General features: G+C 45.3%; 14 protein-coding genes. All 14 read right to left on the bottom strand.

The genetic code is table 11. From position 1 onward, the window contains the following. Position 1: 1 nt before the first annotated feature. Positions 2–1,120, bottom strand: coding sequence for a formylglycine-generating enzyme family protein (locus B6A14_RS07155; RefSeq protein WP_087910312.1), 1,119 nt, complete (start codon positions 1,118–1,120; stop codon positions 2–4). 13 nt (positions 1,121–1,133) lie between these two features. After that, positions 1,134–2,102 (bottom strand): SphA family protein, encoded by a 969-nt coding sequence (locus tag B6A14_RS07150; RefSeq protein ID WP_145954952.1) that lies wholly within the window; start codon positions 2,100–2,102, stop codon positions 1,134–1,136. A gap of 13 nt (positions 2,103–2,115) precedes the next feature. Further along, positions 2,116–3,627, bottom strand: coding sequence for an arylsulfatase (locus tag B6A14_RS07145; protein ID WP_087909800.1), 1,512 nt, complete (start codon positions 3,625–3,627; stop codon positions 2,116–2,118). Between the two features lie 37 nt (positions 3,628–3,664). Continuing rightward, positions 3,665–5,128, bottom strand: a complete 1,464-nt coding sequence (locus B6A14_RS07140; protein WP_161491118.1) for an arylsulfatase — start codon at positions 5,126–5,128, stop codon at positions 3,665–3,667. Between the two features lie 187 nt (positions 5,129–5,315). Continuing rightward, the gene (locus B6A14_RS07135; RefSeq protein ID WP_269088053.1) at positions 5,316–5,921 is read right to left on the bottom strand and encodes a glutathione S-transferase; all 606 of its coding nucleotides are present in this window, start codon (positions 5,919–5,921) and stop codon (positions 5,316–5,318) included. A 33-nt stretch (positions 5,922–5,954) separates the two neighbouring features. Continuing rightward, positions 5,955–6,803, bottom strand: coding sequence for an exodeoxyribonuclease III (gene xth, locus B6A14_RS07130; protein WP_201721491.1), 849 nt, complete (start codon positions 6,801–6,803; stop codon positions 5,955–5,957). Next, positions 6,796–8,247, bottom strand: a complete 1,452-nt coding sequence (gene ntrC, locus B6A14_RS07125) for a nitrogen regulation protein NR(I) (protein ID WP_087909797.1) — start codon at positions 8,245–8,247, stop codon at positions 6,796–6,798. Before ntrC ends, xth begins: the two co-directional genes overlap by 8 nt. After that, on the bottom strand, positions 8,244–9,365 hold the full coding sequence (glnL, locus tag B6A14_RS07120; protein ID WP_407947078.1) for a nitrogen regulation protein NR(II): 1,122 nt from the start codon (positions 9,363–9,365) through the stop codon (positions 8,244–8,246). The genes ntrC and glnL overlap by 4 nt, the downstream gene beginning before the upstream one ends. Positions 9,366–9,391: 26 nt before the next feature. Next, positions 9,392–10,807, bottom strand: a complete 1,416-nt coding sequence (glnA, locus tag B6A14_RS07115) for a type I glutamate--ammonia ligase (protein WP_087909795.1) — start codon at positions 10,805–10,807, stop codon at positions 9,392–9,394. 201 nt (positions 10,808–11,008) lie between these two features. Next, the gene (locus B6A14_RS07110) at positions 11,009–11,866 is read right to left on the bottom strand and encodes a competence/damage-inducible protein A (RefSeq protein ID WP_087909794.1); all 858 of its coding nucleotides are present in this window, start codon (positions 11,864–11,866) and stop codon (positions 11,009–11,011) included. Next, on the bottom strand, positions 11,859–12,728 hold the full coding sequence (locus tag B6A14_RS07105) for an EI24 domain-containing protein (RefSeq protein ID WP_087909793.1): 870 nt from the start codon (positions 12,726–12,728) through the stop codon (positions 11,859–11,861). Before B6A14_RS07105 ends, B6A14_RS07110 begins: the two co-directional genes overlap by 8 nt. Before the next feature lie 44 nt (positions 12,729–12,772). Continuing rightward, positions 12,773–13,744 (bottom strand): sterol desaturase family protein, encoded by a 972-nt coding sequence (locus tag B6A14_RS07100; RefSeq protein WP_087909792.1) that lies wholly within the window; start codon positions 13,742–13,744, stop codon positions 12,773–12,775. A 3-nt stretch (positions 13,745–13,747) separates the two neighbouring features. Then, on the bottom strand, positions 13,748–14,536 hold the full coding sequence (locus B6A14_RS07095; RefSeq protein ID WP_087909791.1) for a polysaccharide deacetylase family protein: 789 nt from the start codon (positions 14,534–14,536) through the stop codon (positions 13,748–13,750). 8 nt (positions 14,537–14,544) lie between these two features. After that, the gene (locus B6A14_RS07090) at positions 14,545–15,579 is read right to left on the bottom strand and encodes a YVTN family beta-propeller repeat protein (protein WP_087909790.1); all 1,035 of its coding nucleotides are present in this window, start codon (positions 15,577–15,579) and stop codon (positions 14,545–14,547) included. Positions 15,580–15,607: the final 28 nt, after the last annotated feature.

Below are 15,607 nucleotides of genomic sequence, written 5' to 3'. Positions count from 1 at the left end.
GCTAGCGAGTGACTGGGTCACTCTGAGTATCCTTGGCCAGTCTAAATCCTAAATGCGACATTGGGCTAAAGGGATCTGCTCCACGGCGAGCGCTAGGACGATAGGATTGGCAGTAATCTTCATTACATAAAAATGACCCGCCCCGAATGACTCGCTTCGGAGCATTGGGTGGAACACCATAGTCATCAGGGTCATAAGAGCTCGTTGGCCCCTTGGGATTATTAATCATGTTGTTGCCATGCTCTTTAGCCTGCAGCACAAAGTAATCAGCGCGATACCAATCAGCAACCCACTGCCAGGCATTACCTGTCATGTCAAATAAACCGTAGCCATTTTGAGGAAAAGTTCCTACGGCACTAGTGCCAATCGCTCCACCAGCTTTTGGACTCACCACAGGAAATGCTTGCTTTTTGACATCCCAAATATTGGTTGGCAGTTTTCCCTCCTGCTCTAGCTGATCACCCCACACATAGGTAGCCTGGTTTAAGCCACCGCGAGCTGCAAACTCCCACTCTGCCTCAGTGGGCAACCTCTTACCAGCCCACTTTGCATAAGCCAATGCATCTTCGTAACTGATCTGAACCACCGGATGATTCCCTTTGCCATCAATATTACTCTGAGGTCCAGTTGGATGCTTCCAGCTTGCACCCGGAATGTATGCCCACCACTGCGAGTAATCATTGAGATTTACTTTTGCTTTGGTACCAACAAAAACCATGGCGCCAGGCACAAAGACTGAAGCCGGTGGCTTCGGTGTTCCCGGTGGAAGTTGTACGCGAATGGTTTCCCAATCGGGAATTTGCTCTGCAGTCGTTTTGTAATTGGTCTCTTTTACAAATTGTGCAAATTGATCGTTGGTGACATGAGTCGTGTCCATCCAAAATCCAGATACTTTGACTTTATGAGTTGGCCGCTCGTTAGCTTGCGCTTTTTGATGATCGCTACCCATTAAAAATTCACCGCCAGGAATCCAGGCCATTCCTTTGGGGCCCTTTACGCCATCACCCAGAAGAATTTGAGGGGCTGCCTGCTGAGGTTTTGAAAAGAAGTTACTCCAGACAAGATATGCGCTGATTCCCAAAACTCCAACTACTGCAATCAAAATACCTATGCGACGCATATTCATCGAATTACTACTTTCCTAATGGAATGCTGATGGTTGAAATCATTGCGTATCCCTCAACCCGATTTTGAGCCCAAAACTCTTTGTATGCCCGTAGATTGATATAAGCCTGCTTTTTACCGATATTAAATAGATATCCAATTTGCGGACCAATAGCTGCAACCTGGGACTTGAAGGCACCCAACCTAGCCCCACTTCCGGAGTCGGCAGTGAGTTGATAGTAAACATATCCCGCTATACCAACCTGCCAGCTTTGCGATACAAATTGAGAGAGAGACCAATCCAAATGGGAGTCGATGCCGTTCTTATAATTGGTTTGATTATTCATCCAGTTATAGGTCGCACCCACTACGCTGGAGAATTCAAGACCGGTAGTGTTATTCAAGTAAGTGTAGCCACCGCCCGCATCCATTGCAGCATGACCAATGCCAATACTAGAAAGACTAGTTGAACTATAGGTGCCCACTGGTATATCGCCAGTCACATAGGTCATGAAATTATTATTGCCTTTGTTCCAAGCCAAACTGGCTAGGGGATATATATCAGTACTTCCCGTTACCGAATTTGCTTTATTAAATTCAGTATTAACACTCGAGACACTTGCAAATGCAGTAGTGGTATTCGATCCAGGGCCCCAACCTATTCCTACATAAGGCTGTCCACCCAAGATCTTTTCTTCTGCCGAGTATCCCAACTGAAATAAGAAAATGGATTCTCTAGCACTCAAGCCAGCATTAATGCTTTGACCATGTTGAAAGTTTTTTGACTTATCTGCACTACCGCTATAGATATAAGGCATCAATACCAATGACCATCCAGGTTGTGATGGCACTGCAGCCATACTGGCGTACTGACCCGACATCCAGAATGGGACGCCGCCCTCATCAGCCAATACTGATTGTGATGAAAACAAGCCAATTGAAATCAAAAGAAGTTTAGAGAAAATCCCTAAACTTCTTTCACGGAGGTGGCTATGCACTCAACATTCCCTCTTAACGCTGAATAAAGTTGGTTAAGTTAGCAGGTGGGGGATTAGGAAACTTATTAACCGAGGCAAGATACTCTTGAATTATTTTGAAAGCATTCACTGAAATTGATTCGTAATTTACCAACTGTAAATCTTCATGCGGATCCATTTCGATGTTATAAATCTTTGGGTAATACATAGGAACCGAATTAGCAGCGATGCCGCCCAGCATTTGCTGTCCAGTCCCCGTGCGATTCATATCCCTAAAATACATTCTCCACTGCTTCCAGCGAACTGCTACTAAATCTGCGCCAATAAATGACATTAAATGTTCGCGATTACCTATTTTGCTCTTACCAGTAAGCATGTCTAATTGATTGACTCCATCAATGGCTCGATCTGTTGGTAGCTTAGCGCCTAAGATAGCGGCAAAGGTCGGCATAAAGTCCATGATCGAGAACATGGCATATGAAGAGGTATTGGGGGCGATGTGACCTGGCCAGCGAATGAAGCAAAAAGTCCGAACAGCTCCTTCCGTGGCCTCGCCTAGATCCCCTCGAAATGGGCCATTTGATCCCATGTCAGGAGCACCAAGACCCAATCGGTCATAGGTCATCATGTATTGTCCGGTACTGCCATTATCGGAAGCAAAAACCAAAATAGTATTGTCCTCAATATTCATTTCTTTGAGGGCATCCATGATTTGGCCAACGTGATAATCCCCTTCCATCAATTTGTCACCGTATTGACCAATGCGCGACTTTCCTGCAAATTGTTTAGAGGAAAGATTGGGTGAGTGACCCATTGAGAACGGCAGATAAAGAAAGAATGGTTTACCAGCAGCATTCTCCTGCTTCATGAATGCAATTGATTTTTCAGTCAATTCATTATCAATTTCTGCTCTGACCTCCATCGTAAATGGCTTCACACGCTGAAGCGGTCCATTTCCCTTTTGCTGAGTAATCCAAGGTCCTTTTTCATATAAAACCTTATCGGGAACATTTGGATAGGAATGTGTTTGTATAGCTTGTGCGACGTAGGTGGCAGAATCCCAAGAGACATCCGGCGGTAAACCGTAATACTGATCAAATCCGTGAGCGCCAGGCAAACTCTGAGGTGATGCACCTAAATGCCATTTTCCAAAAATTGCGGTTGCATAACCAGCATCTTTAAACAATTTACCCATTGTGTAGGCTTTTCCTGGCAAAGTACTAGGAGTTCCTGTCTCTGCAACAAGTGATAAACCATTGCGAATGGAGTATTGCCCGGTCATTAATGCAGCACGAGATGGTGTGCATGCTGGCTCGACCAAATACTGGGTCAGCTTCAGTCCACTCTTAGCCAATTCTTCAGTGCGTGGCGTAGGAGCGCCTCGTAACTCACCACCCCCGTAGGGCCCCATGTCTCCATAACCTACGTTATCAGCAAGAATGAAAACAACATTCGGTTTTTTTGGTTTGGGGACTGATTGAGCAAATACGGTAGGCGCAGCGATTGAAATGGATAAGATACCAATCAACATTTGTTTTAATACCATTTATCTCTCCATACTCTCTAGTCTAAATACCTAGTCATTACTTTTTCGGGTAACCCTTGAAGTCTTCGCCGACCTTAATATTGGGGTACTCCTTCACACTGCGCTCGTAGCCGTCAATCCATTTAAAGTTCTGGGCATAAACCCAACCTAAGGTCAGATCCGTATACATGAGATTGTTATCTTCATGCGGATCGCTACTTAAGTCATAAATCATCGGTATTTGAGCCGTCACAAAGGGCTGCTGTATAGATACGGGAGACTGCGCATACCTGTAGATAGTTTTATAGATCTTCCATTTAATCGACATCAACTGACCATCAATACCAAAGAATGGATAATATTCACGACCCGTTGTTTTGCTCTTTCCGAACATGAAATTTGAGGCATCAATACCATCGATCGGTCGATCCTTAGGAACTAAATTAGATGAACCAACCATTCCGGCGATTGTTGGCATCCAGTCAACCGCAGCAAACATCTCCTCGGTAACCACGCCTGAGGGTACTTTTCCTGGCCAACGAATCATTGCAGGAACTCTCATACTTCCCTCAAATGGGGTGTTGAAGAAATCACCACGAAATGGTCCATTGGTTGCCCCACCAATTTGAGGGCTTGCGCCACCGCCAGCATTATCACTACTGAAAATAAAGATCGTATTGTCTTCTACGCCGGCCTCTTTAACAGCATCCATGACTTGGCCCACGCGATAGTCCATCTCGGCAATTAAGTCTGCAAAGACGCCTCCACGAGCTTTTGACTTTAAGGAAAAGTTTGGATTTGGCATGGGTGGCTCATGCATTTCTGAGTAGCCTACATAAACAAAGAAAGGTTTATCCGCTGCTGCATTTTTCTTGATGTATTCAACGGTCTTAGGAATGATGTACTTTTCATCAATGATTGGACGAATCTTGAGGTCAAGCGGCATCACTGGTTTAGATTGCTGCCCCTTCTTGCCTTCCCAAATCATTGGCACAGGAAGACCGCTCTCTTTAAATAATGGCCACTGTGTATAGCCTGCCTCAAACCAAGTATTTTGGATGCCCCACCATTCATCAAAACCTTGATCATTAGGAAGACGTCCTTGGGTATCTCCAAGATGCCATTTGCCATATAAAGCAGTGGCATAGCCAGAATCAGACAGTAGCTTAGCAATGGTGTATTCCCAAGGCGCCATGCCAGCCTTTCCTTGACCGGGCCAAGGAACTGAAGTAGTTCCTGATCGAACGGGGTGACGGCCCGTCATGATAGCGGAACGGGATGGCGTGCACTGAGCTTCAACGTTGTAGTTATTAAAGCGAATACCTTGACTAGCTAACTTATCAATATTGGGTGTGGCCACTGTTCCACCATAAACGCCAAATGACCCCCATCCAGTGTTATCAACAAGAAAGTAAACAATGTTTGGTTTTTTTGTTTTGGGCTCAGAAGTGGTCTGTGCAAATGCTGGTAAAGCTAGGATTGAAATAGATAGAACCCCAACTAGTATTCTTTTTAATATCACTTCTGTCTCCTGGCTTTTAATCTATATGGGGATGCAAATCCTGTAATCCATGCCTTATACCCCATGGAATATCACACTATATCAATACTTTATTCAATAACTAAGCTAATTCCTATAAGACAAAACCCCCACCATTGCTGCTGGGGGTTCAATTTAGACCCAAAAGATTGCCTTCCTAGGCAACAACCTAATCGACCCAGGTGGGATGCTTTTCCATGATGGAATTAAAGAGCTCAGACTCTATCTGTTGAGTTAGCCACTTTCTTGTTTTAGGAAGTGGCAGCGCTTCAAATGTTTTCGGATTGACACCTGCAAATTGCCGAATGAATGGGAAGATGGCTATATCTACCCAAGACAGCTTATTGCCTAATAAGTATTCATGATTGTGTAATGCACTCTCAATAGGTTTTAGCATTAGCTTTATTGAGGCACTGAGAACCTCCTCTGGATTGAACTCTGGGTATCGATTGGGGTACTTGTATTGATCTAAGAGAGTTTTGAAGGGGCCATCATTTTTCTCAATCCAACTGCTAGCAGCTTTCTCATCCACATGCTTCCAACCATCTGGATCGGATTTATCCAAGGCCCAATGCATGATGTCTAAGCTTTGATCAATCACTTGTCCATCGACACACAGCACAGGAACAGTGCCTTTAGGTGATGCCAGGAGCATCGATTTGGGTTTATCTCTTAATGCAATCTCTCGATGCTCAAGTTGTATACCGGAGTATTTCAATGCCATACGAGCCCTCATGGCATATGGGCATCTTCGATAGGAGTACAAAATGGCCATCATGGATGCGAGAGTAGCTTAAGTTGTCTTAACTTAAGTTTTTTGAATGGTTGCGATCACTGGCGCATGGTCTGATGGTTGTTCCCAGGTTCTGGGCTCTTTATCAACGACACTAGCACTGCACTTTTCTTTCAGGTCTTCGCTTAAGAGAATATGGTCAATGCGCATACCGGCATTTCTTCTGAAACCCATCATCCGATAGTCCCACCAACTAAATGTTTTGGGTGCTTGCTCAAACATTCTGAATGAATCAGAGAATCCCAGATTGATTAATTCTTGGAAAGCATTTCTTTCTGGTGGCGAAACGAGGTTCTGTCCTTCCCATGCTTTAGGGTCATGGACATCAGCATCTGCTGGCGCGATATTGAAGTCGCCCAATAAAGCCAAGCGTTGGTTTTGCTGTAATTCTTCCGTTAGCCAAGTTTGGAGTTTGCTTAACCAATCAAGTTTGTAAATGAACTTATCGCTATCGGGTGATTGCCCATTTGGGAAGTAGGCAGAGACCAATCGAATAGGTTTGGTGCCTGCAAACGGAATGGTTGCCGCCAATATACGCTGCTGCTCATCCGTATTTGCGGGAATATTTCTGATCGGCTTCAGAAAACTAGTGGCGGCATCAGAGGCAATGGATGCAAGGGCTGCCTTGCGCACGATGATAGCAACGCCGTTATAGGTTTTTTGGCCAGCAGCCAAGCTAAGGTAGCCCGCTGCTTCGAGTTCTTGGTGGGGATACTTATCATCCGTGAGCTTGAGCTCTTGTAAGCACAAAGCGTCAATCGGCTGTTGCTTAGCTTCCTGATCCTGCAACCAACGAATGACGTGTGGAAGGCGAACCTTTAAGGAATTCACATTCCACGCCGCAATTCGAATTGAATCAGTCATCTATCCCCAGTTCCTGCAATTTCCGTGTAATCGTATTGCGTCCAATGCCCAGGCGCTGTGCTGCCTCAACTCTGCGACCACGCGTTACTTCTAGCGCTGCTTGCAATACTGCTTTCTCAAAGCGTGAGCATAGTGCATCGTAGACCTCTTTGTCACCATCTTGCAGCATCTTTGCAGCCAAGCGTCCAAGCCCACTCTCCCAATCACCCGCAGCGACTTTTGTAGCTGCTGGGTTTGCCGGAGAAGACTCGCCATGCAAGATGACTGGCTGCTCACCAGCTTCTGCCATGATGTCTGCCGGCAAATCACTGACGCCAATAATATTTGCAGGCGTCATGACTGTCAGCCAATGACAAAGGTTCTCTAATTGACGAACGTTACCCGGAAATGGCATAGTCGCAATTTCTTTTAAGACTTCATCAGAAAGTTTCTTAGGCTCAACCCCTAAAGATTTAGCGCAAGTCAACATGAAATGTCTTGCCAATGTTGGGATATCTTCACTACGCTCGCGTAATGAAGGCATACGCAAGCGGATGACATTCAAGCTGTGTAACAAATCCTCGCGAAACAGTCCAGCAGCAACCCTTGTATCGAGATTTTGATGGGTGGAGGCAATGATGCGCACATTTGCTTTGATCGGATCTTGTCCGCCAATGCGATAAAAATGACCATCAGATAAGACACGCAAGAGACGTGTCTGTAAATCAAACGGTAAGTCGCTAATTTCACCTAAAAATAAGGTTCCGCCATCGGCTTGCTCAAAGCGACCCCGACGCAATGTCTGCGCACCCGGGAAGGCGCCACGCTCATGACCAAATAACTCTGACTCAAGCAGATCCTTGGGAACAGCTGAAGTGCTGAGCGATACAAATGGGCCCTTGGCTCTTGGGCTGTGCTTATGGAGTGCATGCGCTACTAACTCTTTACCGGTTCCTGATTCACCTGTAATCAAGACCGTAGCATGTGATTGAGCCAAGCGACCAATTGCACGGAAGATCTCCTGCATAGCAGGAGCTTGACCGATGATTTCAGTAGCATCCTGCCTCCAGGCTGCCAACTCCTTAGAGCCTGAATCATTGCGGATTCCCTGCTCTACTGCACGATGAATCAGCTCAACTGCTTTTTCTACATCAAAGGGTTTAGTCAGATACTCAAATGCACCCCCCTGAAATGAGGACACAGCAGAATCCAGATCTGAATATGCAGTCATGATGATGACTGGCAGATTAGGCTGACTCTGCTTGACGTGCTGTAGCAAATCCAAACCATTACCGCGTGGCATACGAATGTCGGAGATCAGCACCTGAGGAGATTCTTTCTCAAGCGCATTAAGCACATCATTGGGATTGGAGAAGCTCTTGTGCGGAATATTTTCTCGGGACAAGGCTTTTTCTAGAACCCAGCGAATTGACTGGTCATCATCGACGATCCAAATTGGTTTCATAATGTCTTCTCCTGCCTACGGTATGGAATTTGAATATGGAAATCGGTACATCCAGGGCGACTTTGACAAGCAATAAAGCCCTGATGTTGCTGAACAAAGGTTTGAGCCAAGGTCAGACCCAGGCCACTACCACCCTCTCTCCCTGATACCAAGGGAAAGAATATGCGTTCAATGATTTCTTCTGGAATCCCCGGTCCGTTATCAATCACATGCAAATCCATTGCTAACTTATAGCGTTTCTTTGCAATCGTGACGGAACGTGTTACTCGGGTTTTTAATTCAATTTGGGCAATACCTTGATTGATTTCTTCAGACAAGGCCTGCGCTGCGTTATGAACAATATTGAGCACCGCCTGAATGAGTTGCTCACGATCACCCATCAAATCTGGAAGACTGGTGTCGTAGTTACGAACAATCTTTAAGCCTTTGGGAAACTCAGCCAACACGAGACTACGAACCCGTTCGAGGGCTTCATGCACATTGAATGCTTCAATCACATGAGCTTTGCGATGTGGAGCTAGCAAACGATCTACCAGCGTTTGTAGGCGGTCAGATTCTTTAATGATGACTTGTGTATATTCACGTAAGCCTTTTTCTGGCAACTCAAACTCTAATAGTTGAGCTGCACCACGAATCCCACCTAATGGATTTTTAATCTCATGCGCTAAATTGCGCATTAACTGTTTATTGGCCTCGACCTGTTGTGTGACACGTTCATCGCGCTCACTGCGCAACTGTTGGTCAATGGGAAACCACTCCATCATGATGAGATCTGGATCATCCAGCGCGGCAATGACTACGTGCGCTGGAATCGAATCTTGATGAATACTTCCTGGCAATGAATGTAAAACCATTTCTTGACGTTGCGCGAATACATGACCCTTCTTTACTTCTGAAATCATCTCATTCAATGCGCCGTTATCACCAAATAAATCGTGCACAGACTGGCCCTCAAGTGATTTACGGGACAGATCCAGCGCCGTCTCGGCAGCCGGGTTCACATAAACCAATTGTTGGTTCTCAGCCGCAAATACCACAATGGCATTGGGCATCTGATCAAGCAATGTCGGAAAAAAAGGAGCAGCCGAAGCTGCTCCCTTGAACGAATTGCGCAACAGACCTGCGCTCAAGTTCTTTCCTTCGCTTACAGGGAGTAGTACATATCAAATTCGATCGGATGAGTAGTCATACGGAAACGTGTGACATCTTCCATCTTCAAATTGATATATGCATCAATCATAGACTCTGTAAATACTCCACCACGAGTCAAGAACTCGTGATCTTTCTTCAATGCTTCCAATGCTTCTTCCAAGCTTGCGCAAACGGTTGGGATCTTTGCATCTTCTTCTGGTGGCAAGTCATACAAGTTCTTATCAGCAGCTTCGCCTGGGTGAATCTTATTTTGTACGCCATCCAAACCAGCCATCAACAAAGCGGAGAAGCAGAGGTATGGGTTTGCCAATGGATCTGGGAAACGAGTCTCGATACGACGACCCTTAGGACTTGGAACGTGTGGAATACGAATTGAAGCAGAACGGTTACGTGCTGAGTAAGCCAACTTCACTGGAGCTTCAAAGCCTGGCACCAAACGCTTGTATGAGTTTGTACCTGGGTTAGTAATCGCGTTCAATGCTTTAGCGTGCTTGATGATGCCGCCAATGTAGAACAATGCGAATTCTGACAAGCCTGCATAGCCGTTACCAGCAAACAAGTTCTCGCCGTTCTTCCAAACAGATTGGTGAACGTGCATACCAGAACCGTTATCGCCAACTACTGGCTTAGGCATAAAGGTTGCAGTCTTGCCGTAAGCGTGAGCTACGTTTTGAACAACATACTTTTGCCAGATGGTCCAGTCAGCACGTTGTACTAATGTGCTGAACTTCGTACCCAACTCGTTTTGGCCTTGGCCAGCAACTTCGTGGTGATGAACTTCAACTGGAATACCCAATGATTCAAGAATCAAACACATTTCAGAACGCATGTCTTGGAATGTATCAACAGGAGCAACTGGGAAGTAGCCGCCTTTTTTGCCTGGACGATGACCTGTGTTACCGCCTTCGATTTCTTTAGAGGAAGACCATGGAGCTTCTTCGGAATCAATCTTCACGAAGCAACCTTGCATGTCAGCACCCCAACGAACGCCGTCAAAAATAAAGAATTCTGGCTCTGGACCAAAGTAAGCTGTGTCGCCTAAACCAGTGCTCTTCAAATACGCTTCAGCACGTTTTGCGATAGAACGTGGGTCACGGTCGTATCCTTTGCCATCAGCTGGTTCGATAACATCGCAAGTCAACACTAATGTTGGCTCTTCATAGAATGGGTCAATATAAGCAGCTGTTGGATCTGGTTTGAGCAACATGTCAGAAGCTTCAATACCTTTCCAACCAGCGATAGAAGAACCGTCAAATGCATGACCGCTCTCAAATTTATCTTCGTCAAAAGCAGAGATAGGAACTGTCGTGTGTTGTTCTTTACCCTTTGTATCAACAAAGCGGAAATCAACGAAAGTACATTCTTTCTCTTTAACTAACTTCATCACATCAGCGACGGTCTTCGTCATGCAAATCTCCTCTATTAACTAAATTCGGAATTCAAACCTAAGGCATACACCCTTGTTTATTCCAGGCACCAAACATGCCTAATGGATGTATGTAATTTACTGAAGCAAACAAATGGGAAGCTCCATTATTGCACTATTAAAGTGCTAGATTACCCCTAGAAATGGGTAAAAACACTCTTTTTGCACTACTTTAGTGCAAAATTAGGAGTTGATATCGTGGATTTCATAGCCGAGCTCTTGGGTGCCCGTTCTGAGGGCGATCCAAGCACTTGCTAGTAGATCGGCATTGCCTTTGATACCCAATTCAATATGCCGCTGGGCGTACACACCGCCCTTTTTAGCATCGCCCACCGAGGGCAGACTAAAGACCTTCACACCTGGAAAATTGGCCTCTATGCGCTCCATTAATGGGGTCAAGGTGGATTCAATTCCTTTGGGAACAATGAAGCTCTGCTCTGCCCAGTTCTCTTGATGAAAGAGATCTTGGTAATGCGTATCTAAGCACCAGGCCATCATGGGCGCTGCCATGACCGGAAAGCCTGGAACAAAGTGATGCTCTTTAATCCGAAAGCCCGGAATCTGGTTATAAGGATTAGGAATGATGTCACTGCCAATCGGAAACTCACCCATCTTGAAACGATGTTGATTCTCGGGTGTCTTTAAATCTGCTTTGATAGGGTCACCTTCTGCCATCGTCTGAATACGACCTGCAATTAATTCCTGCGCAGTTGGATGTAATGCAATAGTTGTTCCCAAAGCTAATGCAGCGCATTGACGCGTGTGATCATCTGGTGTTGCACCAATACCGCCAGTACTAAACACCACATCACCGCTTGCAAAACTTTCTTTGAGAGTTGCGGTAATTTGAGCAGAATCATCAGCAACATATTTTGCCCATGCCAAGCTTAAGCCGCGCTCATTGAGAAGCTCAATCAATGTCGCCATATGTTTATCTTGACGACGACCTGACAAAATCTCATCGCCAATCACAATCAAGCCGAAGCGGCGTTGCGCTGTATTGGGCATGTCTATTTCAACTACTTTTGTTACATCAACCATGGTAAGGAAGTTCCATATCAACTACACGCGATTGCACTGTTAAGGCTTTATCCAATTCTTCATCCCGCAACTCCTTTAAAGCATCTAGTAGGAAATGGCTAAACCAAAGACCGGCAAATACAAAGATGAGAGAATAAATCCAAAGCGCCACAAAGCTCACAATCGGAAATAAAACCAAGGCTAGTGCCGATGTAGCCCAGAAGAAAGTAGGCACTGCGCCAAGCATTCCAGAGGCAATCCCCATGCATAGCAGAGGCCAGCGATATTTTTCTAAGAGCTGATCGCGCTCCTCCACGCTAGCATGTTTAGCAAGTACATCGTAAGACATGAGGCGCATGGTTAACCAGCCCCAGAGCAATGGTGGCAGTACGGCTACCAGCGGAGGAACCCACCACACTGGCAATGTCAACATCACCAAGGCAAGGCAGATCAATGCTGACCACAGGGTATAAATCAAACTACCCAACAAACCGCCGCCACGCTTGCACTCTAAATCTTGATAGTGCGCCTGTCTCACCACAATCTTCACAATCGCTGGAACGGTTGAAAAGGCGATCAATACTAGCAAGCTAATGGTGATCAAGGGAATGATTAGCATGACAAAAAATAAGGGGGCAATCCACGCCCTGGCGTTTTCAAAGCCAGCCCAGATCAAGCCCTCTTGAATCCAATTAGTAAACAGGGAGTTCGTCAAAAATTCACTCAGCAGAGCAAGTGCCGGAGTCCATGTGAGCCAAATCAAGCAGCCCCAAAGAATCGATACGATCAAGAATGGTCGCAAGCTTAGCCACAGCATCCTTGGATGCATTGTTCCCACCAGAGCTAATCCAAAAGATTTAAATACTTGAGGCAGTCCAACCATAAAACTCCTATTGCATGCCACTTCGCACGCCTGACTTCATTGAATTACTTTGGCATGAACTCTTTAACTGAGTGCACAAGACCTTGCCACTGCTGAGTCAGAATATTGTGCGATACCTTTAGGTTTCTGACACCCGTAGGATAGACCTCTTTAGGGAAAATGGCTGTTTTAAACAATACATCCCACCACGGAAACAAAACGCCAAAATTACAACCGCCCAATACACCAGGCTTGCCTTGCGCTTCGTGACCATATCCTACCGCATGATGCATGCGATGAAACATGGGCGACACCAAAAGATATTGCGCTTTACCCAAGTGCACTTTGATATTGGCATGTTGCCAGCTCTGAATCAATTGACTCAACGCAATCAAGATAATGAATTGACCCGGGGAGACACCAAACAGAAGTGCAAAAAATGCTGTTACCGCTGCATCCATAATGTCGTCTAGGATGTGATTGCGGTTATCAGACCATGCAGTCATCACTGTTTGACTGTGATGAAGTGCATGCAGCTGCCACCACCAATTAAAAGTATGGGAGGCGCGATGATAGAAGTAGCCCACAAGATCCAACAGGATCAAGTAAACCAAGAAACTCACCATCGGAATAGAGGTCACCCCAGGCCACCAAGACTCGACGTTCAAACGGGCAAAACGAAAATCATGCAAGACCGAATCAATCTGAAAAAATAATCCTGACAATGTAATAAAGACTAATCCATGAAAGATACCTAGGCGATGGAATAAGGTATAGAGTACATCTGCCCTGCTCGTCTTAGCAAAACGCTCCTGGGTCTCTGCTGGGGCGAAACGCTCCCAGGTTCGGAGAACAGTCATAATCAGAAAAATCTGAATGCAACCAAATAAAAACCAATCCATGCCATCAAAGACATCTTCCGCCCAGGACATCAAATCAAATTGATATAGCAGCGGTCCAACAATCTTGGCAAACAAAAACTCCTGAACGCTACCGTAAGCGCTTGAGATTGCTGAGGTGATAGAACTCAAATCCATGCTTTATTTTGACTGATCTACCAATTTTTTGTTGACCTTAGGCAAAGTGCCAAAGCAAAAGCCGCGACCCTTGAGGTTTAGGATTAACTGCTCTAGTACTGCAGGCGCCCAAGGATCTTTTCTGGACCAAATGCCCAGGTGAGCCATGGTGATATCACCGTCTTTGATCTTGCGACTAGCTTTTTCTAAAAGATGGCTATTGGGATATTGATCAGAATTGAGCTCATCACCTAAAAATCCAGCCGGTGCCCATCCAAAGTGCTGATAGCCACACATATCCCCCATCCGAATCAAAGTATGCGAAGTTTTACCACCGGGGGCACGCCAGATCTTTTGCAATGGCTGTCCAGTTAACTCTACAAAGCGTTGATCCACCCGGCGAATCTCCTTACATATGGAGGCCTCGTTGTACAGAACCGTCATACCAGCTTTAGGCCCAAACTGAGACTGCACAAAGACTTCGCTTTTAGGGCCATCTTTTACAAAATAGGTGTGATCATAAGTATGGCTACCAAAGTGATGCCCCTCTTTAAGCCGCTCCTGCCAATAGGCTTTCCAAGAATCATCTAAAGCGAAGTCGCCTCGTAAAGTCTTTTCATTGGATAGGAAAAAAGTGGCTTTGACGTCTTGTCGCTTCAATATCTCAGCCACTTTTTCAGCAACTGCCATATTGCCTGTATCAAATGTCAGGTAAACCGTTTTATTGCAAGCTGTAGCTTGGGCAGTCGCACCAAATACAAAACAGCCGAGTATGAACGCGGCTGTTAGTTGAATGACTTGCTTGTACTTCATGGTGAATATTATTCCCAGGAAGCTCTAGGAGAAAAGAACACACCGTGGGGTGATTTTCCCACTGGAATCACCGTCATGAGTTTCATAGAAGGAATATCAATCACGCCTACCTTTTTAGAAAAACGTAAAGTAACCCATAAAGTTTTGCCATCAGGTGTAATTTCCATATCATCAGGCCCTGCAGGAAGCCCCGTAATATCGCCAACCTTCTCTAAGGTTTGCATATTAATTAGGCTGATAGATGATGCAATCCGATTACTCACAAAGACATGCTTTTTGTCGCCTAGGGGCCGGAAGTTATGCGCGCCCTTACCGGTTGTAATGCGCTTCACTTCTTTATGCGCCTTCCAATCAATCACCTGCACATAGTCTTCACCAGTAATACCCACCAAGAGATATTGATCTCCAGGGGTCATCCATAGGCCGGCGGGCACTTTACCTGTAGGCATTACCCACAGTACATTTTGCGTTTCTAAATCAATTGCTGCTAGCTCGTTAGAGTCTTGCAAAGTAATAAAAGCAATTTTGCTATCCGCTGTGAAAGCAATATGACTAGGTGTCTTAGCCAACTTTACTGTTTTGGCTAGTTTTAGATCAGCGCCATTTGCAGCATAAATATCGACACGATCTAAACGATTTCCATTGGCTACAAACCACTTATGATTTGGTGAATAACCAATTTGGTATGGATCAATAATGTTCGGGATTCTGCCAGTCAACTCACCGGTTGTGGGATTCATTAAAACAATATCATTCCCCACTGCATTAGCAATTAACAAGGTTTTTTGATCTGGGGTGATCATCAGATGATGAGGTTCTTTACCAACATGGACCGTCTTAATCACTTGACGGCTTGGCATATCAATCAAACTCACTGAGGCTTCACCTGAATTGAGAATGACTGCCAATTTTGGTTGGTTGGCAGCTGGCACGGCATTTGGAGCGCTAGCAGTTTGCGCAATGGCAGGGTTTACTAAAAGTAAGCTAAATATAGAAGAGGTAGCAATATTGCGAAAACCTCTAGTTGTAATAAATGTGTACATTCCCCTATTGTAAGCAATGAATGCTTGG

Source organism: Polynucleobacter hirudinilacicola (assembly GCF_002192535.1).
In the GTDB taxonomy this organism is placed as follows: domain Bacteria; phylum Pseudomonadota; class Gammaproteobacteria; order Burkholderiales; family Burkholderiaceae; genus Polynucleobacter; species Polynucleobacter hirudinilacicola.
Note: the sequence above shows the minus strand (reverse complement) of the source record. Positions and strands in the feature narration are given on the sequence as shown.